Origin of the sequence: Sphingomonas aurantiaca (assembly GCF_003050705.1) — a bacterium.
Classification (GTDB): Bacteria; Pseudomonadota; Alphaproteobacteria; order Sphingomonadales; family Sphingomonadaceae; genus Sphingomonas; species Sphingomonas aurantiaca.
Window position 1 is genome coordinate 443,316 of the sequence record NZ_QAOG01000002.1, and the last position, 21,348, is coordinate 464,663.

A 21,348-nucleotide genomic window follows, 5' to 3' on the forward strand; every position below is an offset into this window, starting at 1 on the left:
CTCGATCTCCGGCGCGCTGACGCCATCGTTGCATGCGCGCAGCTCAGCCAGAAACGCCTCGGTCCCCGGCTCGTTCTTGAAATAGTATGTGACGAAGCCCGTCCGTCGATACCGGTAATGGGCTTTCCCATGCCGATCGCGGAACGTACTGACGTGCTTGGGCAGCCAACGACGCTTCACGCGAACATCTCGTCCAGGCTGTTCGCACCAGCGGGTACGACACCTGCCCCGGTTGTGACGATGATCCGGCCCGGCTCGATCTCGACCCGCACGGGAATGCCTACCTTCGCAGCCACGCGAAGAATCCGCGTGAGGTCCGCCTGGCGAACAAGCGCTCTCGCACTCATCACTGCACCTCGATCTGGCTGAGCGCGAGCACGTCGATTGCTTCCCATGCGGGTGCCACGTCGCTATCTGCTGCTGCCTGTACGGCGTAGGCGAGGTCGAGCGCTGCGCGGATCGCGTTGTCGATGATCGCCGTATGCGCCATCGCGGTCGTCACCAACCCCGCGTCGTGCAGGTGCTTTGCGCCATCGTCGCGGACGACCTCTAAGGCGCGGAGCCTCGCAGTCAGGGTGGCGCACGGCATCACCCATTGGCCTTTTCGGACTGGGCGGCGGCGAGCACTGCACGAAGCTTTGCAGCGTGCTCCAGCATCTTGTTGCCACGTATTTCGAGCGTTTTTGCCGTGAGCAACAGATCGAGGTCAGAAATGCCGCGGTCAGCGTTGAGTTTGAAATTCACATTGCGAGGGGTAATTCCCAAGATGTCTGCCAACGTCTTCTTTTTACCTCCGAGTATCTCGTAGGCAGTGTGCAGCCCCATCATGCGTGGCATCTCGATAGGAAAGCCGCGCTGTTCCCGCTTTGGGGAACACTTGGTCGGTCGGGGCGATGGCTGAGACTGGCGAGCTTCGGGGGGAGCGGCGCTGATCATCATGGAGATCCTGTTGTTGCGGGGGGATCGAGCGGTCGCGCCAGCGGCCGTTCTTGTAGAAAGCATTTCGCCAAGAGCGGCGCGCGGGTCAGAACATGGGCGGCGGGCGTCGCTGGATTGGGTGCAGATCGTTGGCCAGGCAGAGGACGGCCTGTCCGTCGTCGAAGCGGATCGAGGCGAAAGCCTTGCGGACTGTGAGGACGTCGCACTGCTTTCCGGTGCGGCCGAGCCCTTGGAAGAGGGCACGGTCGCCGCCACAGATTGCGACGTCGACCACGTCACGAGCGGGCCGCTTTGGCGAACGACGTCGCGGGCAGGGGTGTGAACGCGGGCTCGACGTTGCCGAGTGCCAGCCGGCAGATTCGGTTCCACTGCGGCGCGAGCGACGCGTGCATAACGCCGATCGCCGTCGCGCCTGCGCTGCCGAATACGGTCAGCGCCAAGCCGGTGAGGACATCGTGCAGCATCAGCGCCGCCGATCCGATGAGCCAGCGATCAGCATGACGATCGCGGCGGGGATCCAGATCACCGCGAACACGAGCGCGAACATGATCTTGGCGATACGGCGACGGCGCATGGCACGGTCGAGCTGTATCGCGCTGGTTGCGACGGTGATCACTGGCAGCACTCCACCGGCGTGGTATCGGGTAGGCAGACCGTGCAGGCGCTATCGGTCGCCCAGGCGCACGCGCCGTGTTCGTCGCTGGCGCAAGGATCCCACTGGCTGCAACCGCAGCCCCGGCAGATGCGCGGGTGCCGGGCGGCAGGCTCGGTCGCCAGCTGGCGGTAGACGTCCGGATCGAACGCAAAGATGCTGCGCAACGCCTCCAACGTCTCGGGCTGGCGCGCGGTGTTGCCGGGGGTTTCGAGGGCGTGAATCAGGTCGAGCGCGGTCGCGACCTCGTCGGCATTGCGGGCGAGCATGCTGGCGACGGTGCGTATCGACATGCCAGCAGCTTCGCGGCGGAGACCGAGGTAGGCGGCGGGGGTAAGGGGCGCGGTGCTGGTCAGCGCGGCACGCTCGCCTCGCTGCATCGGCACGGTGAATGTACGCGGGAATTCTCGTGCAGCAGCTCGATGCCGGCGAACACCAGCGCGTCGATGTTGACGTAGTCGACCTCGGAGCCAACCGCGCCAGCGCCGACGTAGATCGCGCCTGGCACCGTCACGACGCCGTCGACGCGGGTAGGCGTCGTACTTGTTACGGGTGATGTTGAGCATTGGGGCGGTTCCTGTGAAGGCTTGGCGGTCTGGGCGAGTGGCTGACGATCAGCAGTCGGTGACGGCGTCGTCCCCGCCGCCCGACGCGGGCGATCGCGAGAAGCCCTGCTGCTCGGTGTTGGCGAGTTGCGTTTGCAGGGTGGCGAAGTCGCGCTGGTGGGCGGCCTGCGTCGCGATGATCGGCTTGAGGGCCGCGGTCAGAGCGCCACTGAAGGCCGTCTGCATGTCGGTCGCGAATCCGGCCGCGTCGAAATTGTCGTTGGCCGGCTTCGGCTTCGGCTCTTCCTTGGGCTTGTCCGGCTCGACCGGCTTGAACTTGGCGACGACGGCCGAGAATAGGCGGTCGACGATGCTCTCGACCTTCTCGTCCTCCGCCTTCTTGGCCTCGAATTCGATCATCACCGCGTCGGCGGCCGATGCGAACACGGTGCCGGGCGCGCGGTTGGAGAATTGCAGGCGCTGCGTACCGATCGACGCGGGCGTATCGGTGAACGCCAGTCCGATGATGCCGAATTTGCCGCTGCCGGCATAGCTGGGGGTCAGTTCGACCGATGGGAACGGCTTCTGGTCGGCCTTGGCGAGCGCAACGAGCTGGTCGTTGCCGTCGACGACAGCGTACAACAGCCGGCGCGAGATCCTCGATATGCTGGAATGCCCGCATAACGGACGCTGGTACGAGCCGCCGATCAGCGTCGACGGCCTGGCGCGATCGTTTCGGGCAAGCCCGCACCACAGCTCGGCGATCCTGCTGAAGCGCAATTTGCTGGTGCGATCGTTCGTGCCGACGCCGTGGCTGTCGCGGGGCACATTCGAAAAGGTGGTGCAGGATTATCTTATTTTCGGTTTCGGCTTTGTCGAGCAACGCCGCAGCGTGCTTGGCGGCCTGCTTCGCCTCGACCACTCCCTCGCGAAATTTACACGGCGCGGGATCGAGGATGGCCGCTATTTCTTCGTGGAAAATCTTGCCAGCGAGTTCGAGTTCAGACCGGGCAGCGTGGTGCAGATCATGCAGCCCGACATCAATCAGGAAATCTACGGCGTTCCAGAGTATATTTCGGCGCTTCAGTCGGCATTGCTCAATGAAGCCGCGACCCTGTTCCGGCGCAAATACTATCTCAACGGTAGCCACGCTGGCTTCATCTTGCATGCGACGGGCGAATTTTCGGATGGCGACGTAAATGCGATCCGCGATGCACTGAAGCGATCGAAGGGGCCGGGCAACTTCCGCAACCTGTTCGTCCATCAGCCAGGCGGGAAGGATGGCGGGATCAAGATCCTGCCGATCGCCCAGGTCGGCGCGAACGACGAGTTCATGGGGATCAAGAACGCGACGCGCGATGATGTACTGGCGGCGCACCGCACGCCGCCAGTCCTGCTGGGCATCGTGCCGGCGCAGGGCTCGACGCTCGGTAAGCCGAGCGAGGCGGTCGATATGTTTTTCGAGCTGGAGATCGAACCGATTCAGGCTCGCCTGCTGGACATTAACGTCGCGGTTGGCGTCGAAGCGGTTGCATTCGCTTCACGGAAGATACCGGCACCAGCGAGCTAACTTTACGAGCCGGTGTGGCGAGGCAAATCGACGAGAAACTGCGCTCACATAGAACGGATATCCCGGTGCTATAACTCTGGGCTCGGCATAACTTCTATCTGTTATCAAAGAACCTTGATTAGTTTGGCGGGGATGCCCCCAACCACCTCCCTAGCCGCTACATCCTTAGTAACGACCGCCCCCGCGGCGACAATCGCCCCCTCGCCAATCTTTACACCCTTGAGGATTGTCGAGTGTGCGCCGATCCAAACGTTCGAGGCGATGCTGATCATATCAGCATCAATTCCTTGCAGGCGATAAGGGCTAACGTGGATCGTCTGATGGTTCTGGTCTCGGATGGTCACGTTCTCAGCAATTAGCGCGTCAGCGCCGATGCCGATGTTGATGCTCGCGACAATCGTCGAACCTTGTCCGATGAAACTATCTGGGCCAATCGATAGCATTCCTTCAGATATGAGGAGGCAATTACGCTCGATCACCGTTCTCTTACCGATGTGCATTGAGGCGCCGTTCGTAACCCTAATGCGCGCTCCCTTCCGGATGAGTACCCCCGTACCAATAGTCAGCCCAGGGTAACTAGCCTTGAACCAGTTAATCACCGTCCAAGAATTCACTTTCTCGAACGTCTGAGAAATGCCGCGAAGAATACGCGCTACCATCAATCACCCTTCTCGTATCGTTGGGCACCGTACGCAGTCTGGCTCGCCAGCCAACTGAAGATTTCGCCAGTTTGTTCGCCAGCTGTTTTTTTGGCGTCGACAACAGCCCAAGCTCGAGTTTAGCGTCGGTATATTCCGATTCGTCGAACGATACACGCAAGACACCTTCTCCGATTTTCTAGATCCGGTGCAAATTGGCTAATCCACCACCATCAAAAACCACTTTCGCTCGGCATCCAAAGAACCAATACCGCGTCTTGGTGCTCGATGATCCACGAGGGCCGTGGCGCGATAGCTTTGCCGAGGCCAAGTGGGACGCCATCCGGCAGGGCTTGGCGACCTGGGACATCGAAAGGCTTGAGTATTTCCTCCCGATGCCTCTGTCGATCGAGAAACGCCTACGTTCCCCTGGCGACGAGTAGGTTTGTCGGCTTGGAAATTAATTTAGTGTGAGGCCTTTTCGAGAGCCCCTTGGTCTTCTGGTCTGCATAATAAAGAGTACAAGCGCCGCAGTGACGAGAATAATCGGCGTCAATATGCTCATACCATGGGTAAAGTCCTGCAATAGCTTACCGCGTGGTGCGGCATAGGTATTAACATGGGCAAGCGCGATGCCACCATGTGCCGCGGCATACGTCATTCGCTCTACTAGCCGTGGATTGCTTGGGTAGGCGTCTGCGATAGCAGTCCCATCGATCATAGAACGGACCAATGGTGAACCGACTACTTCGAGGTCAGGGTCGAAATACCGCCAATGGCCGTCGACGAGGGCCGCCACTGCAAAATGTCCGTGATACAGTGGATCAGGGTCGGGCCATTCAAATAGAACCGCACCATAGGATATGCCGTAATGGCGCAGTAATTCCATAAACACGATACTCTGCTGGCTACATATCGCATGGCGGTGGCGCAAAATATCATCCGCGTCGACTGGAGATCTATAGTCATCGGATTTTAATCCGAACGTCGCCTTAAGTAGCCAGTTATCGCGAACCGGAATGTACGAAAATCCCTGTACGAACCGATCGCGTACAAAGGCGTCAACGCCCCGAGCGACCCGTTCGTCACGCGTCCCAACCTGCTTCGATATGTAATCGGAGACGACAGGTAGAGCGTCAGATATCGATTGAATGGTCGAGAGATCTGGACGCCACCGCTCATGAATTCCTGCAAGACGCGGCTTCGTCGGGGCTGGCCAATGCTGCCAGATTGCTAGCACAACAGCTGCCAGTAAAAGAATGACCGGAACGGATTTAATTTTTGCAGCTTTGCTAATGACTTCGCTCCCGTTCATAGGGATATGCGAAACCGGACTGTAAAAATCAACTACTTCGCCAGATTGCTGTTCACCGATCAGCGATCCTTACCCGCGTAGCTTACGCTCGAACCTTTTCCACTGTCGCTCATCACGTCCGTATAGAGGGAAGGAGGGCGGCAACGGCGTTGGCAGGACTCTACTTGGTCGGCCCCCGCATTTCGAGCAGCGTAGGTAGCTGGACAGGTTTTCTACCGCGCTGTTCATCCTCTTGAGGAAGCACCAGCGGGCGAGAATGTCTCGATGCACGACTCCCTTGCGCCCGCACTTGCCACATACGGCACCGACGTTGGCAGCGTGCTTCGCAAAGTCGGCTAACGTCCTGAAACGCGCGTTGCCCATTAATCACCAAGGCAGCGGCATCTGCGTCGCCTCAGCGGTCGGCGGCTGAAAGAAGCCGTGATAAACATGCCGCGCGACTTCGAGTTGAGCAGCCACACGAAGGCCTTCCCTTGGCGCGGCGAGGTCAGCCAGTGCCCAAGCGGGGGCGTCCTTGATTAGCAACGCGATCCGCTCCGCGGTGATCACGCCACCCGTCATTGGTAGTCGGTTGAGTAGGTCGCGTACGGTGAAAGTCCACGACGCACGAACTCTGCTTCAATCGGCGCAAGCAGCGATTCAGGCCCATCCTCGATCGCTTGAAAGTAGATCGTTTGCATCTCGCATGGGCGGATGTCAGGCAGAATCTCAGCAATCAGATTATGCGTCTGGCTAAAGGGCTGTGCGCAATCGCGCGTCGACTCGGGAGCATGTTCCATCAGACATTTATAGTGGAACATACGGGGAACGCAAAGGCCGCGGCCGACGCGCGTCGCCCAGAAATATTATGCTAAAGGAAATTACAAAGCGACGAGCGCGGCTAGGCCAACTGCCAAACCTGCAACCCCAAGAAACACGCTTTTCCCCCCGCCTCGCCCGCGGTCTTTTCGTGGCGGAAAAGGTGCAGTCGAAACTGAACTTGGCAAGGTCCCAGCTCCTAGGCGGGCTTGCTGGCAGCGAGTGGGTTGTAACGGTGCGGTGCGGTGCAGTTTCAGTGAAGGCGTAGATCGACACGCGATCCTACAGGCAGCGCAAACCGCCCGTCTCGCCCGCCAGTTTTTTATGTGGCTTTCGATGCCGTCGGCGACGCATAATGCGGCACGGCAGAAAACCGCGGGTTGAACGGCCGATCCGGAATAGCTCTGTTGTTGAACATTGATCCACCTTCAGATGTCCGACAACCCCGATGTGCATTCACGAGGCCGCCTAGCCTGCCCCCCTTTTTTTGCGCGATAAACCGGTGAACAGCGGCGACCAACGCGAAGGAACGTTACCTTGTGCGATACGGAGCCAACTGGTAGCCAACCGACCTTACGAGAGGCTATCAATTTGCCTCCCGCCAGATGACTGACACATCAAGCGTCGATAAAATCGCTCGTTTTCAGAGTATAAAAGTTGGTAAACGATAAAAAAACTGGTTCGTTCTTCACGCCTGATCCGCTCGCGGTCTCTATTGTAAATCATTTGGCGCTGACGCTTAACGCTTCCAAGCAATCCAGCTTAGCTGTTCTCGAGCCAAGCGTTGGTAATGGTGCTTTCGTTACCGCTTTGTCAAAAACGAAGACAATTCAAAATCGAGTAAGCATATTGCATGGTGTAGATATCGAGCCGGCTTTCGTTGACGCCTGTGAAGATATCGCATTGACTGTTCCCGAGGTAAGATTTTTCCGCGAGGATTTTATAGATTTTCAGGGCAGGGAGAGTGGCTACGACATTATTATCGGCAATCCTCCATATGTAAGCTACAAACATTTAAGTGCAGAGAAGGTTAACGGTGCCCGGGCAATTTTTAACGAAAACGGTTTAGCAAAAGGCGATTTCCGAAATCTATGGACTCTATTCCTGCTGAAGTCGGCATCACTTCTTAAAGACGATGGCATAATGGCATTCGTACTTCCTAAAGAGGTGGTTTATGTAAATCATGCCGGCTGGCTACGCTCTCGTCTTCTGCGTGATTTTACGCGCGTGGAAGTTTTCGTATTTGACGAATTACATTTTGAACATGCCGTACAGGATGTTGCAGTTATTTTCTGCTATAGAAATCATGACTCGGCCGGCTTCTATGTAGGTGAAGGCAAGGGCGGAAGTATAAACCCAAGCGACCTCCGCTTAATCGAGATCGATAAGTTTTACGGATCAAAATGGTCGCAGTTTAAGATATCGGATCTGGATAATGGTTTACTTTCCCGATGTACAACGGGATTTTTTCCGGTGCAAAAGTACTGTATCGCCGTAGCAGGCATCGTTCCGGCTGCTAATGATTTTTTCGTTATTGACGCTTCTAAAGTTGAAGAATTGGAAGCAAAGTCATTTGTCAGAAAGATTGTCTCTAAAAGTAATTATTTAGGAAAGGATCTCGTCCTTAACGATCAGGTGATGAATCGGATCGTCGATGCCGGACTGCCGGCATTTCTCCTGACTGGTTACGACTTTGACGAGCCCCCCACGGGAATTTCCGAGTATCTCAAAGCGGGCGAAGATCTGGCGCTAGACCAACGCTACAAAATGGTCCGACGCAATCCTTGGCATCGGATACCGGGCATTTGGTCAAGCGATGCCGTTTTTTTTAAGCGTATTGGCGAACTCCCGAAGTTTGTCCTTAACGATGTTGCTGCTCTGGTAACCGACACAGCTTACCGTGTGACTGCCCTTGAAGGGGTGGATCTCCGATCGCTGATATTTTCGTTTTATAATTCGGCAACCATGGTGGCGGCCGAGCTTCAAGGTCGAACCTATGGGGGTGGCGTGCTGGAGTTAACACCTAACGAATTTAAGCGCTTACCTGTGCCGTTTTCGCGCGTGAGTGAGACGGAGTTTCAAGAATTCGTTGCCCATATAAAGACGCATTCATTTTCAGACGCTTTAGCAAGGCAGGACGATTACCTCCTGCCCCGCGCTGGAGTATCGAATGCAGATATCGCAGCCATCCAACAAGTCCGACATGAGCTGTACGTCAAACGCTTGAAGAAGGGGAAGATAAAACCATGAACATCGATAGACAGCCCAACATGCACGATCTATCTTGGTTCGTCGATATGGACAATCAGAAGCGTTTGGACCTTAATCCGCCCTATCAGCGAAGAAGCGTTTGGACCTCGACCGACCGTTTCTACTTCCTCGACACAATCTTCAACAATTATCCGTGCCCCGCAGTTTATGTTCAGAAAGAGATCGGCAATGAGGGGCCAAAATATAACGTTGTGGACGGAAAGCAACGAATCTCGACTATCTTAAACTTCTACCACAATAAGTTCCGCTTACCTCAAAAGTTTTCAATTCCGCGACTTTCGGGCAAGAGGTTTAAGGATCTTGATAAGTCAGACGTAATTATCTTTTATAACTACGTCTTTCTTGTGGAGACCCTCAAAGCGAGCGGGGACGCTGATTGGAACGAGGTGTTTTTCCGCGTAAATAAAAACCAGAAGGGGCTGAAGGAGCAGGAGCTGCGCCATGCAAGGTTCGATGGCTGGTTCATCACTAGGGCTGAGTCTGAAAGTGAAGATCCGAAGGTCGAGCCAGGGCTATTTTGGTCAAATATGAAAATATCCACCCCGGCTAAATCTCGGCGAATGAAGGATATCGAATTTATATCGATATTGATGCTCGTTATTCTTGAGCAGGATCTCGTTGGATTTCCACAGTCAAATATTGACGAACTTTATGCAAAGTACGATTTTGACAGGGACTCACTGCCTGCAGAAGATGCGGATGACTCTGAGGTTATTGGCAACAGCATTGACGATGAAGCTGTAAATGCGGGTAATAGGTCAGCCTATCTAGATGAGACAGTGATATATCGTGAAGATATTGCCGCTTTTGAGGAACGATTTCTTAAGCTAAAAAGTTTTATTGCACTCATGGAACTTCATAATAATGTTGTGACCAAACACTCTCGTCGCCTCACTACTGACTTTTATTCTATTTGGTCAGTTTTGGCGCTATCGGATATCATTGACCAGCTGCCTGCCGGAATTGTGGCAGATTCCTGCTCCGCGTTCTTGTCGGGCGTCGATGAGCTTTACGATAAAGCGCGGGAGGATAAGGGAATCGACGTCGCCAATTCAGTTATCGATCCTGCGATCTTAAGATATTATACCCATAGCGTCGGTGCTGCCACTACAACAGAGTATCGAAAAATAAGATACGAGGCGTTGAAGGGCTACATCGAGTCTCATTTGCCATGAAGATAGAAAGATCGATTCGCGATAGCTTTGTTACGTTGGAGGATGTTTACAAATATGTTGCAAAGGACGTGAACGTTCTTTTGAAAGATGCGTGCGACCTTAAGGGTTGGATCTTCACCGAAAGATTGAAGATGCTTCAAAGCTACGCACTAAAACTTGCAACTGGTCGAGAAATCGATGATTTTTTTGGTTGCTCCATTATTGTTCCTACCTTGAGTGAGGTCCCGGCAGCTGAGGCCCTCGTTAACAGCTGCCTCAATGTTGTCGACCGAAGGCCGAAAGACATTATAAGCCAACGTCCATCGGAATTCCAATTTGATAGTGTAAGGTTGTATTGCACGTTAAAGGGTGGTGTTAATCCAACAGAAAAGCACGGGCTAAAGTTTGAAGTGCAAATAAAGACTCTTCTAGAGCAAGCTTGGAGCAAAGCTACCCATGACTTCTCCTACAAGGCCTCGGACATTAGTTGGGCGAAGGAAAGAGTCGCGGCTCAGTTGAAGGCTATGCTCGACAACGTCGAGCTATCAATATCTCAGATCGATCATCTTTCACTTGCTCCAAGCGTTAATAAAAAGAACCACGATTACGAGTCTCGTCGCGCGTTGCTGGTTTATTTGAGAGATGAGTTAGGCCGGGATGCGGGCGTTATTATGCCGGTTGACATGCGCCGGCTGACCGACATTGTGCACGGACTGCTGAAGTTCATGGGGGCAAAGCTCGAGGAGTTACGGGCTTGGGTAACGGCGGAAACGGCAGAAGGGCGCGGGGCGCGGGTGACTGACCTTTCCGCCTACTCAATGATACTTCAATCGGCGATGAATCAAGATCCTGCTAAGTTCAAGCTTGGTTTGAAAGATAAACGGTCGAAACAGAAAGTTTTCATAACCAATGAGGTAATAGTTCCACCGTCAATTGATCTTAGTACGAGTACGCGCGTCACGCGTCTGTAGCGCACGTAGACCATCGGCGCCGACGTGACGTTTTCAGTAAATTGCAACCGCCACTCTTAACGGTGCCAAGGTCACCGTCGACTTACTGCTGTATCAACGGCCGAACATCCTCTAACGCATGGTTCGCGCGTTTAAAGTTCGCTGCAGCGCACCGCTTTTCGATGCCGGACGCTACACGGGCATTACCGGACGATTCAGTGAACTACGGGGCGACCGATCCCCACGAACAGCAAACTTCACTGAAAATTATCCTCCATAACAGACTGTGCACCGCCCCCTCGCTACCCAAAAACCTACTGGTTCGCGCGTTCCGCGCGGGGCCCATTAATTCATGCTTAGGCGTAGAAGATATATTCTTTTTGCCGAGGTTTGGACACGTATCTTCACGTTTGGGGATACCTAAAATGTTCTCTCGGACTCCGCATACGTCCAAACCGAATATCGTTTTAGCGACGGAATTCACTCATCCTCCCCAGGATGCACGGGACGGCGCAAGCCGGCACGCTCACCAGCGGTCGCTGGATGCTGAACTCGCTAGGTTCGGGACCTCAGTCCTTCGCGAAGCATCAAACTGTGCACGCCGCAGGCGTTCCTTTCTAATTTATATCTTACAGGGTCTCTGTGTGACCGCTCGGCGGATTTGCACTATCAACAGAAGCGCGGACGCGGGCAAGGATAGCGCGTAGTTCGGGGCTCTGGACCTCGGCGATCACGTCGTCGACCGTCGCGGTATCCAGCTTCTTCTGGCGCGCCATCTTCTCGGCAACGGCGCGGACGAACTCGCTCGGCTTACGCAGCATGCGGCGGACGCACTCACGCACCGTTGGCGGCTGTAGCAGGATGAACGCGTTCGAGATCTGCTCGCTTTGCTGCTCATCGGGCAGTGCGTCCTCGATCGGTACGCAGCGCCGGATCCAATCGAGGAAGCCGCACGCCTTCAGGCGCGCGACGGCCTCTACTACGGCGCTACGCGACTTGTGTATCTTGTCAGCGATCCACTGATAGGTCGGATCCAGCCGGCCGTCTTTACGGCCGCGCAGGCGCAGCAGGCAGCGCAGGACATCTAGGCCGATCGAACCGAGGGCGCCGTTGCGCTTCCCCGGCAGCTTCGTCTCATGCTCGAAGGCCTCGGCCGCGCGCATCCGCGCGTTGTGTTCGGTTTTCGGAAACGTGTTGTGCTTGCGCCAAAGGGATACTTCGGAACCGCCAGCATTGTGGCTGTTGCGGCGAACCTGGGAGTTTGAGCGTGCGCGGTCACGGATGCCTGTTGTGACCTCGCTAAAAGAGCGCGCGAGAGTGCTCACGACCGGTTAGCCAGTGTGTCGGAAAGCCGCAGGATTGCGTGCCCGGCGCCTTGCCGGTTAGCCAAGCCAACATATTGAACGGACGCGATTAACGGAGACCTGATGGATATCGTAACCCCGTTCCAGTTCTCGCTTGTGTATAACGCGTTCTCGTTCACCTTCGCGGCGATGGCCGCGGCGACCGCGTTTCTCTGGCTCAGTCGGTCGCAGGTCGCGCCGGCGTATCGGACGGCGGTGACGATCTCGGGGCTGGTGACTGCAATCGCGGCCTATCATTATTTCCGCATCTTCGAGAGCTGGAACGCCGCCTATGTCCTCAAGGGCGGCGTGATCACCGCCACCGGCTTCGCGTTCAACGACGCCTATCGCTATGTCGACTGGCTGCTGACCGTGCCGCTGCTGCTGATCGAGCTCGTCCTGGTGATGCGGCTGTCGCCCGAACAGACATCGTCCAAGACGGTCCGTCTCGGCTTTGCGGCGGCGCTGATGATCGTGCTGGGCTATCCCGGCGAGATCGCGATCGATATCCCGACCCGCGCGCTGTGGGGCACGCTGTCGTCGATCCCGTTCGTCTACATCGTCTGGGAATTGTTCCGCGGGCTTGGCGAATCGATCGAACAGCAGCCGGCGGCCGCACGCGATCTCGTGCGGCGCGCACGGCTGCTGACCTTCGCATCGTGGGGCTTCTACCCGATCGTCTACATGGCCCCCTATGCCGGCCTGACCGGGGCCAATGTGACGACTGTCATCCAGCTCGGCTACACGATCGCGGACATCGTCGCGAAGGCCGGCGTGGGCGTGCTGATCTTCATGATCTCGTCGCGCAAGTCGCAGGCCGAAGGGCATGTCGCGGGGGTCCATGCCGCGTGACCGACGACCCGGCGGCGCATGATGGCCGCTGACAGCCTCAACCACCGCCGCACCCGGATCGGGCGCGGCGGTGTCGTGCCTGTCGCGTTCTGGATCGTGGGAACGTATCTCGCGACTGCGCTCGCCGCGGGGATTTCGCTCGATGGGCGAACCGCGACGGGACTCGCGACCTTGGTTTTCGTCGTAGGGGGCATGCCGCATGGCGCCTATGACATCGCGCTGCTCACGCGCGCGACGCGCCTGCGCCACGGCTGGCTGTGGCTGGCGGTGGCGGGGTATGTCGGCATCGCGATCGGCATGGCAGTGCTGTGGGTTGTCGTGCCGGCGGGCGGGCTGATCCTGTTCCTGATGGTCGCGGCGATCCATTTCGGCGAGGACTGGACGATGCTCGACGAGCCGCTGCTCAAGATGGCGGCGGGCACCGCGATCATCGCGGCGGCGGCGATCGGCCACCCGGCGCAGGTCGCCGCGCTGTTCGTCACCATGGCAGGCGGTCCGGGCGGCGCGGTCATCGCGCGCGCGGCGATCGCGGTGGCGCCCGTTGCGTTGCTCGTGACGAGTGTTGGGATCTGGGTTGCGTGGCGCGAAGGCGCGCGCGAATGGGCGGCGGCGACCGCGGTCGCGATCGTCGCGCTCATCCTCCTGCCCCCGGTCGCGGGCTTCGCGCTGTTCTTCGTGTTCCTGCACTCGCCCCGCCACCTGAGCGAGGCGCGCGCGCTGCTCGACGATATGCCGCGTGCGAAATGGCTGACGACGGGCGCGGCGATGAGCGCGCTCGCAATCGGGGGGTGGTGGCTCTTCGCGTGGCGTATCGAGGCGTTGCCCGCCGACATGACGGCACAGGCCTTTCAGCTACTCGCCGCCGTCGCCCTGCCGCACCTGCTCCTGTCGCGCTGGCTCGAGCGGCGCCTGGCTCCTGCGGTATCCGGTCCAGGCAACGAGTTTTGCGTGCGGGGAACGGATCCGTGACGCGCCACTCTACGCCATGTTAGGTCCGGGGCATGCCAGGCCGGGTGCCATGTGAACCGAGGCTCCAACCCGGTAGAACCTAGCTTGTGGCGAGGCTGCCCGTAGACCGGACCGCGGTGGCGGTGGCAAGGACGCGCGTGTGGGCGGATCGCGCGTCTACGCCGCTCAGTGACTCGGACTATTCCGCTAGCATCTGGTCCGCGAGGAGGCGGCCGGAGAGCCAGGCGCTTTCGATCCGTGGTGCCAGCAGCCAGTCGCCGGCGGCGCCGAGCCGCATGCCGGCATTCCATAGTGCACCGCGATCGGTCGCGGTCGCGCGCGCGTAGCGCCAGCGATGTGCTGTGCGATGTAGCGGCGTGGGAAGCGGGCCGTCGGCCTGGTCCGCCAGCGCGGCGTGTAGTCGCTCGGCGACGCTATCGACCGAGTCTTCGAGATGCGTGGTCGACCAGCCCGGCGTGGCCTGGATCACCCAGGCCTCCGGGCCGCTGCGCCCTGGCTTTGCGCTGTTGCGCGCCGCCCAACCGATGATTCCGGCGTGGCGGACGATGTCCCCGGTGATCGGGATGGGTTCGGCGAAGGCTAACATCGCGGTCCAGCTTGGTGAGGACCGGCAGGCCTTGGCTTGGGCCGCCATGGCCGGATCATGATCGGCCAGGAGCGCCGCGGCCTGTTCGGCGGGAACGGCGATGACCACGGCGTCGACCGGCGCGTCGACCGCCGCGGCGGACGCGAGGGGAGCTGGCGCGAGCAGCTCGACATGCCAGCCGGCGTCGCTGCGGCGGAGCGCGGTGACCTGGTGCTGCCAGTGTACCTGTGTCTGATCCGCGAGATGCTTGACGATCGCATTCATGCCGGGCGTGCCGACCCAGGCATCGTCCCCCGCCGCCGGCCAGCGCGCGACCACGCCCGCCGCCGCCCATGCGTCGATCGCGGCGACGAAGGCGGGGTCGCGCGCGGTCAGATATTGCGCGCCGTGATCGAACGCCGCGTTGCCCGCAGACGTCTCAACCCGCCGCGTCGACATCCGCCCACCGGCGCCGCGACCCTTGTCGAACAGCGTGACGTCATGCTCCGCGTCCTGCAGCCGCAGCGCGCAGGACAGACCGGCGATGCCGGCACCAACGATCGCAATTCTCATGACGCTCTCCGTGACACCCAGACGCGCGGGCCATGAACGCTCCGCTGTTGCGCGACAACAGCGGCTGCACGGGGCGTCGCGTCATCCGTGCGCAAAGTTGATCTCGCGCAACCCGACACGATCCAGGCCGGTGTCGATATGATCGTCCCCCGCCGGATCGTCGGTTTGACCTGGCCTTGACGGCTTCGCGTCACGACAATCGAGCAGGGGGCTGTCATGGGACGCTGCGCTGGACAGCGGGGCGGCCACGATGGCGGCGTTGCCCAGCAGGTCGGCGCCGGTCGGACGGGGCAGGACTGCGCCCGCCGGATTGTCGGCTGGACCAGGCCTTGACGGCTTGGCGCCAGGACAATCGAGCAGGGGGCGGCCGTCATGGGCTGCCGTGCTTGACCGGCGGCGCGGCCGCGCTGGCGGCGTTGCCCGGTAGGTCGGCGTCGGTCGAACGGGGGCAGGGCCGCGCCCGCCGATCGGTCAGCGCGGGCTGGTCAGCGCGCAGACCGCAAAGCCGAGCGGCGGGAGCGTGATGGTAAGGCTGCCGGGCGCAGCGACCGTACCGCATCCCGCCCCCGCGAGCGTCCGGGCGGCGGTCGCATCGACGCCGATCTCGACCTGGCGCGTCAATGCGGTCGTCGAGGTGTTGAACGCCAGCAGGACCTCCGCGTTCGTGACCGGATCGAAGCGCGAGATCGCCAGCAGCCCGGGCGTTTCCTCGCGCGCGCGCAGCATCTGCCGGCCGCGCGTCAGGGCAGGCGTGACGGTGCGCAGCCGGGCCAGCGTGGCGGTCTGGCGGAACAGCGGGTTGTCGCGGCCGAAATGCGCGGTCGCGGTCGTGCTCGCGGTGCCGAGCAAGCGGTTGTCATTGTACACCGCGACCTTGCTGGCGAACATGTCCTCGCGCGCGTCCTGATCGTTGCCGTCGCTCGCAAAGCCTTGCTCGTCGCCCGAATAGATAGTCGGCACGCCGCGCAGCGTCAGCAGCATCGCGTTGGACAGCATCACGCGCGCCAGCACCTCATCGTCGCCCGCCTTGGGAAACGCGGTGCGGACGAACGTCGCGAACCGGCCGTCATCATGGTTGCCCGTGAAGGTCGGCAACGTCACGGCGGTGTCGTAGCCATGGGCGTACAGCGCATCGCCGTCGAACAGCGCCTCGAACGCATCGGTTCCGCGGGTGCCCGCGACGGTGTCGACCACCGCCTGGCGGAACGAGAAATCGAGGACGGCGGGCAGTTTGTCGACGATCGTGTGCTGTGCGAGCACGGCAGGGCGAACCTCATGGTCCGACACCTCGCCGAAGATGTGGAAGTTGGGGATGCCCTTTGCCGCCGCGCGCGCCTGCATTGCGGGGACGAAGGCGGCCCAGAATTCGGGGTTCACGTGGCGCGCGGTATCGATCCGGAAGCCATCGATGCCGTAGCGATCGATCCAGTCGCCGAAGATGTCGATCATGCCCGACACGACGCGCGGATTCTCGGTCATCAGATCGTCGAGGCCGACGAAGTCGCCCATCGTCGAACTCTCGTTGCGATAGGTCGTGTCGCCGCGATTATGATAATAGCGCATGTCGTTGAGCCATGCGGGCACCTTCACGCGGCGCTCGGCGGCGGGCACGAACGGCGTGTAGGCATAGTCGTTGCGGACGAGCTTGGCGAAGTTGTCGGCGGTGCGGACGTCGTCGCCGGCAAAGCCCGGATTGATCGCCGCGCCATTCGGCCCGAGCCGACGCTGGTACGGATAGTCCGCCCGGCTGCGATAGGGGCAGGCGCGCTGGCCGACGCATTCGCGGTACTGGATCACGTCGGCGGTGTGGTTGATGATGATGTCCATATAGACCTTCATCCCGCGGCCATGCGCGGCGCTCACCAGTGCTGCGAAGTCGGCATTGGTGCCGAGATGCGGATCGACCTGCGTGAAGTCGGTGATCCAATAGCCGTGATAGCCGGCCGACTGATGGCCGGGGGCGCCTTGTACGGGCTTGTTCTTGAACACCGGGCCGACCCAGATCGCGGTCGCACCGAGGCTCTGGACATAGTCGAGCCGCTGCGTCAGCCCCTTGAGATCGCCGCCGTGGAAAAAGCCCTTGGCGGTGGGATCGAAGCCGGTCTTGTCCCGGCCACCCGTCAGCCCGCCGCGATCATTGGTGGGGTCGCCGTTCTCGAACCGGTCTGGCAGTACGAAATAGATCACCTCGTCCTGCGGCAGTCGCGCGCGGTAATCGAGTGGGGTCGCGGGCGCGGCTGGCGCGGGCGTGGCCTGCGCGGGGGACGACTGGACGGGGTTTGCCAGCGCGTGCGGCGCGGCGAGCGCCATCGCCAGCGCGACCGTGAATTTCGTAGCGCGCGTCGACATGCAAATCTTCTCCATCATCGCATGGCCGATCTTGCGCCGACCCGGGTTCCTGGCGCCTGCTGTGCCGGTCGATGCCCGCGAAACCAAGCAACGCACATACGTATTCAGGTGGGGGATGGGGTAGGGGCAAGGTGCCGGAATGCGCAACCGGCCGGCGCTCTTGGCGAGATTGAGGACCGGCTCCGTCTCTCACTAAAGCGACGCTGCTGCGTACCGATTGAGAGCCTCCTGGCTGGCGATCGGCCGAGCAGGCAAATCTCAACCGCCTTCGTCCTGCCTCGGCAACCAACGGTGCGCGAGCGCGTGCGCCGGATGTCTTGTAGGCCGGACGCGTTCGGCCGCGCGGTGGCTGACTGCCTGCGCCCGATCATCGTCGCGCGGACGAATATCAGCTGGGGGGCACGGGCCAGCCTGATGGCGAGCCGGAAACGGCGCGTCGTTGCAGTTTCGGCGATCGTTGTTTCGACCTAGTGCTTAGATTGGAGGCTGGCCAAGTATAGCGTCGATTATTGCGTCATAAGTCCCGGATTTTCTCGATCGGATACGGCACGTGCCGCTACAGACGTTGTGCGAAATCGAGGTCATGTTCTGACGTCTGTAAGGCTGGCGCGGCGGTGACGCCGGGGATGAAGCGTATCTCGGCGTCTTTGTCCTGGTGTGAAATGCTGGCCCCGATCCTGGCATTCTTTGCCATGTGACGCTTCACATTACCGTTTAAGACAAGAAGAATTATCGATGATCTTGAAACAATCGCCTCATGGAATGCGAAGGCGATGGAGGATGAGATAAAGACCGAAACTATACAGATAAAGTATACATTAACCATGGAGCCACGAAGGGAAAGATTGATCGCCACGACAAGAGGCAGGTGTAATACATAGATCGTGTAAGATGCGGCAGATACGCGCTGTACTAGGTAAGGAACCGATCGAACGCGGAGAGCTGAGCGCAGAATGAGAACAAATGCTGCGGGCGGACCGATCGCTGCTGCCACGAAGCGTAGGTCCGCTGTCCCCGATGCAACGATGGCTGAGTTTGCATAGGGGGCAATCAATGCAAACCAGATCAAGTAGCTTGAAGTAATTGCCAGGGCGATCATCATCGCGGTACCGGTTTGATGCAACAGTAAAGACTTGAGCGCGGGGACGCGCCCGACGAGATAACCCAGCAAGAACATGGGCAGATAGCCGGCGGCGAGTTGTAGCATGCGGAACGTGGCGAAAGTCGAGTCCGACATCGTTGCCGCCATGATGCGCGGGGCAATTCCAAACAGGGTGGCAGACGTTACCGCGGTAAACAGCAGCACCGTAGAGGATCGCACGGTCTTTCGCGCGATCAGGTCGACAAGGTAGGTTTCCAACGCTTCATCAAGTCGTAACCGTATCAACGCGTAAATTATGGTCGAATAGGCGATCAGTGCTGCAAGGAACCACAGGTGGTACCAGTTGAATAGCGTGTCTGTCGCGGCAATATCGCCCGCGGCCGTTCGCATCAGCCAGATGAATGGCGACAGTATAAACAAGCCAAACGCCAGTGGAAATCCCAGACGAACCAGCCGACGACGTAGCCATTCGCCAGGCGCCCGTTTCGCCAGCGCAATAGCCGTCAAGATGCCCGCTATACCGAAAAACGTGCCCATCCGGAATGTCTGGGAAATCATGTCGATCGCGACGAAGAGGCCTAGTGCGGGCAAACCAATCGACCCATGCAAAACGACGCCACCAAGCATTAGAGCCGCCCGCCACGTGTCGAGCCCTATAATATAGCCGACTGGTGGTGTCGTTTCGGTCATTTCATGACGGTTGAGCCTTATTCTGACATGATGCAATCCGTCTAAGCGACATCGATCGGTTGATGGCCTCCCGAATATCGATCGACCATAATGCGTAACCTTCTGTATTGAGGTGAATAGTATCGGCGTAAAGCGCGCTATCCGGTCGTCCGTTTCGGATCAAATACCTTCCGGAATTTATAACTTTTGCGTTATTCACGACTCGAATGAGTCGGGCGATGGCATTGTTGTACCGCAATTGCTCGTTGCGCTGCGGCCATCTTTCCGGACTTGGTTTCATGCTGATGACGAAGATGGGGACTGACGGCCATTTTACGCGCATCTCGCCGACCAGGCGGGCTACCTTTTGGGCTGTGGCGATTCCCGATGCGCCGAACGCGATATCGTTTTCGCCGACATAGAATAGCAGTGCTGCCGGAGCGACTTCACTGTTGGTACGCAGCGCCCGTGCTGCAATCTGACTGATCCGGGCGCCGTCGATCCCTCGTCTGTGCACCTGCCAACCGGGAAAATCGCGGTCCAATGTGCGCCATTTTGCGATCGACGAACTGCCGATGAACCATATTCCGCATCGGCGTGCGTCGGACGCGGCGACGGAATCGGGGAGTGGGATATGGTTGACGACCCATGGCCGAAGGTAATTCCAGCCGGTAAGCACCGCGACAAATACCCCGAGCCCAACCAGAAGCTTTATCAGTCGAGGCGTCCTATCGTTCGGCGTTTGTCGGCAGCTCATGCCAAGCCTCTGGCAGGGCACGGTTAATTTTAGCTTTGCGGACGGATCGTCAAGCCCGTCGACGGTGGCTCCGTCGACGCAGGCGCGGCAATCGTGCAGGTCGATCATCGGATAGCGCCCAAGCCACGACGCTTTTACGCGGGCCATGACCTATAGGTCATTGCCCGGAGATAACGGTGGCAGCGGGTGCAGGGACTGGGAAACGGACGGTGCGATATCGTTCGTGACGGCAGCGTCGCGGGCGTCGCCTTCGGGGCCATTCCGCGCTCGGGGGAAACGGGATCGGGCACGCGAACGTCCGGCGATGAAAAGGCGTGATAGTCTGGGTGGTCGATCGTACCATCGGTCCACGCAACTTTGGTACCGAAGCGATCTTTACGCGCCACGCCTGCTCGTGAGGCCTATAGTGTTCGCCAGGGATGCGGCCTGCGGTGCCGTAATGCTCGCGCGATGATCGCGGGCAATCGGCCGCAGGGGATCGATTCAGCCCGCCTCCGAGAAATCGAACACTGGCGGTGCTAGCGATCGCAGGCCGGCCGTCGCCGCAGTCTGCCGTTCGGCACCGTCTTCGCCGACGAACAGGCATGCGTGTTCGTCATCGGCACAGCCCGCGCGCGCTGCCGCCAGCCGGAAGATCGTGGGCGTATCCTTGGTGTGTCCAACATCCTTGCTGTAAATCAGCAAATCGGGTTCGAAGAATCCCTTTATCCCTGCCTCGTCGAGTAGCGGGGTGATCATCGAACCCGGAAAATCGCCTGTGTTCGAGATGATTCCCAGCCGGGCGCCGCTACGAAGCGCGGCGTCCAGCATCGCGAGCGTCCAGTCGAGCAGCGCGAACCCCTTGATCGAACCTGGCGTATCGCCCGGAATGACGGTGGCCAGCGTGGCGCCGATGTCGAAGAAGATGACCTTGGCCGCGATCGTCATTGGAGCCTCGTGTCAGCTGCTGCCGCCCGACAGTGCCAGCAACGGCGCGAGCAGCTGTGGCACGTCGGTCTGCCCGGTCAGGTTGGTTGTCGCCCCCGACCCGGGTAACGAGAAGCTTCGGGTTTCGTCGCCCGCGCCGACGATCTCGACCCGGTAGCCGCCAAGATCGGCGCCGATCATCGGCTCGGCTGCCGTGAACTGCGCCGCCGCGCTCAACTGCCGGCAGGCATCGTCCATCGCCGCGCGGCCCGCTTCGTCGAGTCGTGTGCGGTCGAGATCGACCAGCGGCGGTAGGGCGATGTTGCCGGCAAAGCCGCCGACCTGTGTCACCGTCAGTCTGCTGCATCCCTCGGTCATGTCATCCTCACTTGCTGCCGAACCGTGATAGCACAGGACGCGCGGGGGCGCTC

General features: G+C 59.4%; 24 protein-coding genes. 6 read left to right on the forward strand and 18 right to left on the reverse strand.

All coding sequences use genetic code 11. From position 1 onward, the window contains the following. Window positions 1–346: 346 nt before the first annotated feature. From C8J26_RS07465 to C8J26_RS07495, 8 genes are all read right to left on the reverse strand, one after another. Window positions 347–589 (reverse strand): hypothetical protein, encoded by a 243-nt coding sequence (locus tag C8J26_RS07465; RefSeq protein WP_107957359.1) that lies wholly within the window; start codon window positions 587–589, stop codon window positions 347–349. Then, complete coding sequence (locus C8J26_RS07470; RefSeq protein WP_146168792.1) at window positions 589–939, reverse strand: helix-turn-helix domain-containing protein; 351 nt, start codon at window positions 937–939, stop codon at window positions 589–591. The genes C8J26_RS07465 and C8J26_RS07470 overlap by 1 nt, the downstream gene beginning before the upstream one ends. Before the next feature lie 85 nt (window positions 940–1,024). Beyond that, window positions 1,025–1,213, reverse strand: coding sequence for a hypothetical protein (locus tag C8J26_RS07475; RefSeq protein WP_107957361.1), 189 nt, complete (start codon window positions 1,211–1,213; stop codon window positions 1,025–1,027). A gap of 1 nt (window position 1,214) precedes the next feature. Beyond that, entirely contained in the window at window positions 1,215–1,403 is a 189-nt protein-coding gene (locus C8J26_RS07480) for a hypothetical protein (protein WP_107957362.1), read from the reverse strand. Then, the gene (locus C8J26_RS20420) at window positions 1,403–1,555 is read right to left on the reverse strand and encodes a hypothetical protein (protein ID WP_167398794.1); all 153 of its coding nucleotides are present in this window, start codon (window positions 1,553–1,555) and stop codon (window positions 1,403–1,405) included. Before C8J26_RS20420 ends, C8J26_RS07480 begins: the two co-directional genes overlap by 1 nt. Further along, complete coding sequence (locus C8J26_RS07485; RefSeq protein WP_146168793.1) at window positions 1,552–1,884, reverse strand: hypothetical protein; 333 nt, start codon at window positions 1,882–1,884, stop codon at window positions 1,552–1,554. The genes C8J26_RS20420 and C8J26_RS07485 overlap by 4 nt, the downstream gene beginning before the upstream one ends. Before the next feature lie 59 nt (window positions 1,885–1,943). Further along, a complete protein-coding gene (locus C8J26_RS07490; protein WP_208631341.1) occupies window positions 1,944–2,105 on the reverse strand; it encodes a hypothetical protein in 162 nt (53 codons plus the stop codon). 100 nt (window positions 2,106–2,205) lie between these two features. Then, the gene (locus tag C8J26_RS07495) at window positions 2,206–2,778 is read right to left on the reverse strand and encodes a GPO family capsid scaffolding protein (protein ID WP_167398795.1); all 573 of its coding nucleotides are present in this window, start codon (window positions 2,776–2,778) and stop codon (window positions 2,206–2,208) included. Here C8J26_RS07495 and C8J26_RS07500 point away from each other — a divergent pair. Continuing rightward, complete coding sequence (locus tag C8J26_RS07500; RefSeq protein ID WP_244185211.1) at window positions 2,756–3,706, forward strand: phage portal protein; 951 nt, start codon at window positions 2,756–2,758, stop codon at window positions 3,704–3,706. The two genes, C8J26_RS07495 and C8J26_RS07500, sit on opposite strands and share 23 nt — an antisense overlap. Before the next feature lie 104 nt (window positions 3,707–3,810). On the opposite strand, the gene C8J26_RS07505 is transcribed toward C8J26_RS07500, so the two are convergent. The 3 genes from C8J26_RS07505 to C8J26_RS07510 form a co-directional block, all read right to left on the reverse strand. Then, the gene (locus C8J26_RS07505) at window positions 3,811–4,365 is read right to left on the reverse strand and encodes an acyltransferase (RefSeq protein WP_107957364.1); all 555 of its coding nucleotides are present in this window, start codon (window positions 4,363–4,365) and stop codon (window positions 3,811–3,813) included. A gap of 439 nt (window positions 4,366–4,804) precedes the next feature. Further along, window positions 4,805–5,659, reverse strand: a complete 855-nt coding sequence (locus C8J26_RS20075) for a hypothetical protein (RefSeq protein ID WP_146168795.1) — start codon at window positions 5,657–5,659, stop codon at window positions 4,805–4,807. A 366-nt stretch (window positions 5,660–6,025) separates the two neighbouring features. Next, window positions 6,026–6,208, reverse strand: coding sequence for a DUF6771 family protein (locus tag C8J26_RS07510; protein ID WP_146168796.1), 183 nt, complete (start codon window positions 6,206–6,208; stop codon window positions 6,026–6,028). A gap of 906 nt (window positions 6,209–7,114) precedes the next feature. On the opposite strand from C8J26_RS07510, the gene C8J26_RS07520 reads away from it, so the two are divergent. Genes C8J26_RS07520 through C8J26_RS07530 form a run of 3 tightly spaced genes read left to right on the forward strand, consistent with a single transcriptional unit; the run spans window position 7,115 to window position 10,853 of the window. Then, complete coding sequence (locus C8J26_RS07520; RefSeq protein WP_107957367.1) at window positions 7,115–8,707, forward strand: Eco57I restriction-modification methylase domain-containing protein; 1,593 nt, start codon at window positions 7,115–7,117, stop codon at window positions 8,705–8,707. After that, window positions 8,704–9,903, forward strand: a complete 1,200-nt coding sequence (locus C8J26_RS07525; RefSeq protein ID WP_107957368.1) for a DUF262 domain-containing protein — start codon at window positions 8,704–8,706, stop codon at window positions 9,901–9,903. The genes C8J26_RS07520 and C8J26_RS07525 overlap by 4 nt, the downstream gene beginning before the upstream one ends. Then, entirely contained in the window at window positions 9,900–10,853 is a 954-nt protein-coding gene (locus C8J26_RS07530) for a RelA/SpoT domain-containing protein (RefSeq protein WP_107957369.1), read from the forward strand. The genes C8J26_RS07525 and C8J26_RS07530 overlap by 4 nt, the downstream gene beginning before the upstream one ends. A 608-nt stretch (window positions 10,854–11,461) precedes the next feature. On the opposite strand, the gene C8J26_RS07535 is transcribed toward C8J26_RS07530, so the two are convergent. Then, on the reverse strand, window positions 11,462–12,157 hold the full coding sequence (locus C8J26_RS07535; RefSeq protein ID WP_146168798.1) for a hypothetical protein: 696 nt from the start codon (window positions 12,155–12,157) through the stop codon (window positions 11,462–11,464). A gap of 102 nt (window positions 12,158–12,259) precedes the next feature. On the opposite strand from C8J26_RS07535, the gene C8J26_RS07540 reads away from it, so the two are divergent. Beyond that, on the forward strand, window positions 12,260–13,027 hold the full coding sequence (locus C8J26_RS07540; RefSeq protein WP_056417634.1) for a bacteriorhodopsin-like: 768 nt from the start codon (window positions 12,260–12,262) through the stop codon (window positions 13,025–13,027). An 18-nt stretch (window positions 13,028–13,045) separates the two neighbouring features. Beyond that, window positions 13,046–13,996, forward strand: a complete 951-nt coding sequence (locus C8J26_RS07545) for a Brp/Blh family beta-carotene 15,15'-dioxygenase (RefSeq protein WP_244185212.1) — start codon at window positions 13,046–13,048, stop codon at window positions 13,994–13,996. A gap of 178 nt (window positions 13,997–14,174) precedes the next feature. Here C8J26_RS07545 and C8J26_RS07550 read toward each other — a convergent pair whose 3' ends face one another. The 6 genes from C8J26_RS07550 to C8J26_RS07575 form a co-directional block, all read right to left on the reverse strand. Then, on the reverse strand, window positions 14,175–15,134 hold the full coding sequence (locus C8J26_RS07550) for an NAD(P)/FAD-dependent oxidoreductase (protein WP_107957371.1): 960 nt from the start codon (window positions 15,132–15,134) through the stop codon (window positions 14,175–14,177). Window positions 15,135–15,605: 471 nt separating this feature from the next. Then, window positions 15,606–17,444 (reverse strand): alpha-amylase family glycosyl hydrolase, encoded by a 1,839-nt coding sequence (locus tag C8J26_RS07555; protein ID WP_425275403.1) that lies wholly within the window; start codon window positions 17,442–17,444, stop codon window positions 15,606–15,608. A gap of 595 nt (window positions 17,445–18,039) precedes the next feature. Continuing rightward, a complete protein-coding gene (locus C8J26_RS07560) occupies window positions 18,040–19,275 on the reverse strand; it encodes an acyltransferase family protein (protein ID WP_107957372.1) in 1,236 nt (411 codons plus the stop codon). A 1-nt stretch (window position 19,276) separates the two neighbouring features. Continuing rightward, complete coding sequence (locus C8J26_RS07565) at window positions 19,277–20,119, reverse strand: GDSL-type esterase/lipase family protein (protein ID WP_208631342.1); 843 nt, start codon at window positions 20,117–20,119, stop codon at window positions 19,277–19,279. 375 nt (window positions 20,120–20,494) lie between these two features. Then, window positions 20,495–20,938 carry an HAD family hydrolase gene (locus tag C8J26_RS07570; protein WP_107957374.1) on the reverse strand — a complete coding sequence of 148 codons (444 nt, stop codon included), beginning with the start codon at window positions 20,936–20,938 and terminating at the stop codon, window positions 20,495–20,497. Between the two features lie 12 nt (window positions 20,939–20,950). Further along, window positions 20,951–21,295, reverse strand: coding sequence for a hypothetical protein (locus tag C8J26_RS07575; RefSeq protein WP_107957375.1), 345 nt, complete (start codon window positions 21,293–21,295; stop codon window positions 20,951–20,953). Window positions 21,296–21,348 lie beyond the last annotated feature (53 nt).

Excerpts from the sequence above, each read along its gene's own strand:
- C8J26_RS07465 (WP_107957359.1), bottom strand. The coding sequence starts at position 589 with ATGCCGTGCGCCACCCTGACTGCGAGGCTCCGCGCCTTAGAGGTCGTC.
- C8J26_RS07470 (WP_146168792.1), bottom strand. The coding sequence starts at position 939 with ATGATGATCAGCGCCGCTCCCCCCGAAGCTCGCCAGTCTCAGCCATCG.
- C8J26_RS07480 (WP_107957362.1), bottom strand. The coding sequence starts at position 1,403 with ATGCTGCACGATGTCCTCACCGGCTTGGCGCTGACCGTATTCGGCAGC.
- C8J26_RS07485 (WP_146168793.1), bottom strand. The coding sequence starts at position 1,884 with ATGTCGATACGCACCGTCGCCAGCATGCTCGCCCGCAATGCCGACGAG.
- C8J26_RS07505 (WP_107957364.1), bottom strand. The coding sequence starts at position 4,365 with ATGGTAGCGCGTATTCTTCGCGGCATTTCTCAGACGTTCGAGAAAGTG.
- C8J26_RS20075 (WP_146168795.1), bottom strand. The coding sequence starts at position 5,659 with ATGAACGGGAGCGAAGTCATTAGCAAAGCTGCAAAAATTAAATCCGTT.
- C8J26_RS07525 (WP_107957368.1), top strand. The coding sequence starts at position 8,704 with ATGAACATCGATAGACAGCCCAACATGCACGATCTATCTTGGTTCGTC.
- C8J26_RS07530 (WP_107957369.1), top strand. The coding sequence starts at position 9,900 with ATGAAGATAGAAAGATCGATTCGCGATAGCTTTGTTACGTTGGAGGAT.
- C8J26_RS07540 (WP_056417634.1), top strand. The coding sequence starts at position 12,260 with ATGGATATCGTAACCCCGTTCCAGTTCTCGCTTGTGTATAACGCGTTC.
- C8J26_RS07545 (WP_244185212.1), top strand. The coding sequence starts at position 13,046 with ATGATGGCCGCTGACAGCCTCAACCACCGCCGCACCCGGATCGGGCGC.
- C8J26_RS07550 (WP_107957371.1), bottom strand. The coding sequence starts at position 15,134 with ATGAGAATTGCGATCGTTGGTGCCGGCATCGCCGGTCTGTCCTGCGCG.
- C8J26_RS07555 (WP_425275403.1), bottom strand. The coding sequence starts at position 17,444 with ATGGCGCTCGCCGCGCCGCACGCGCTGGCAAACCCCGTCCAGTCGTCC.
- C8J26_RS07560 (WP_107957372.1), bottom strand. The coding sequence starts at position 19,275 with ATGACCGAAACGACACCACCAGTCGGCTATATTATAGGGCTCGACACG.
- C8J26_RS07565 (WP_208631342.1), bottom strand. The coding sequence starts at position 20,119 with ATGATCGACCTGCACGATTGCCGCGCCTGCGTCGACGGAGCCACCGTC.
- C8J26_RS07570 (WP_107957374.1), bottom strand. The coding sequence starts at position 20,938 with ATGACGATCGCGGCCAAGGTCATCTTCTTCGACATCGGCGCCACGCTG.
- C8J26_RS07575 (WP_107957375.1), bottom strand. The coding sequence starts at position 21,295 with ATGACCGAGGGATGCAGCAGACTGACGGTGACACAGGTCGGCGGCTTT.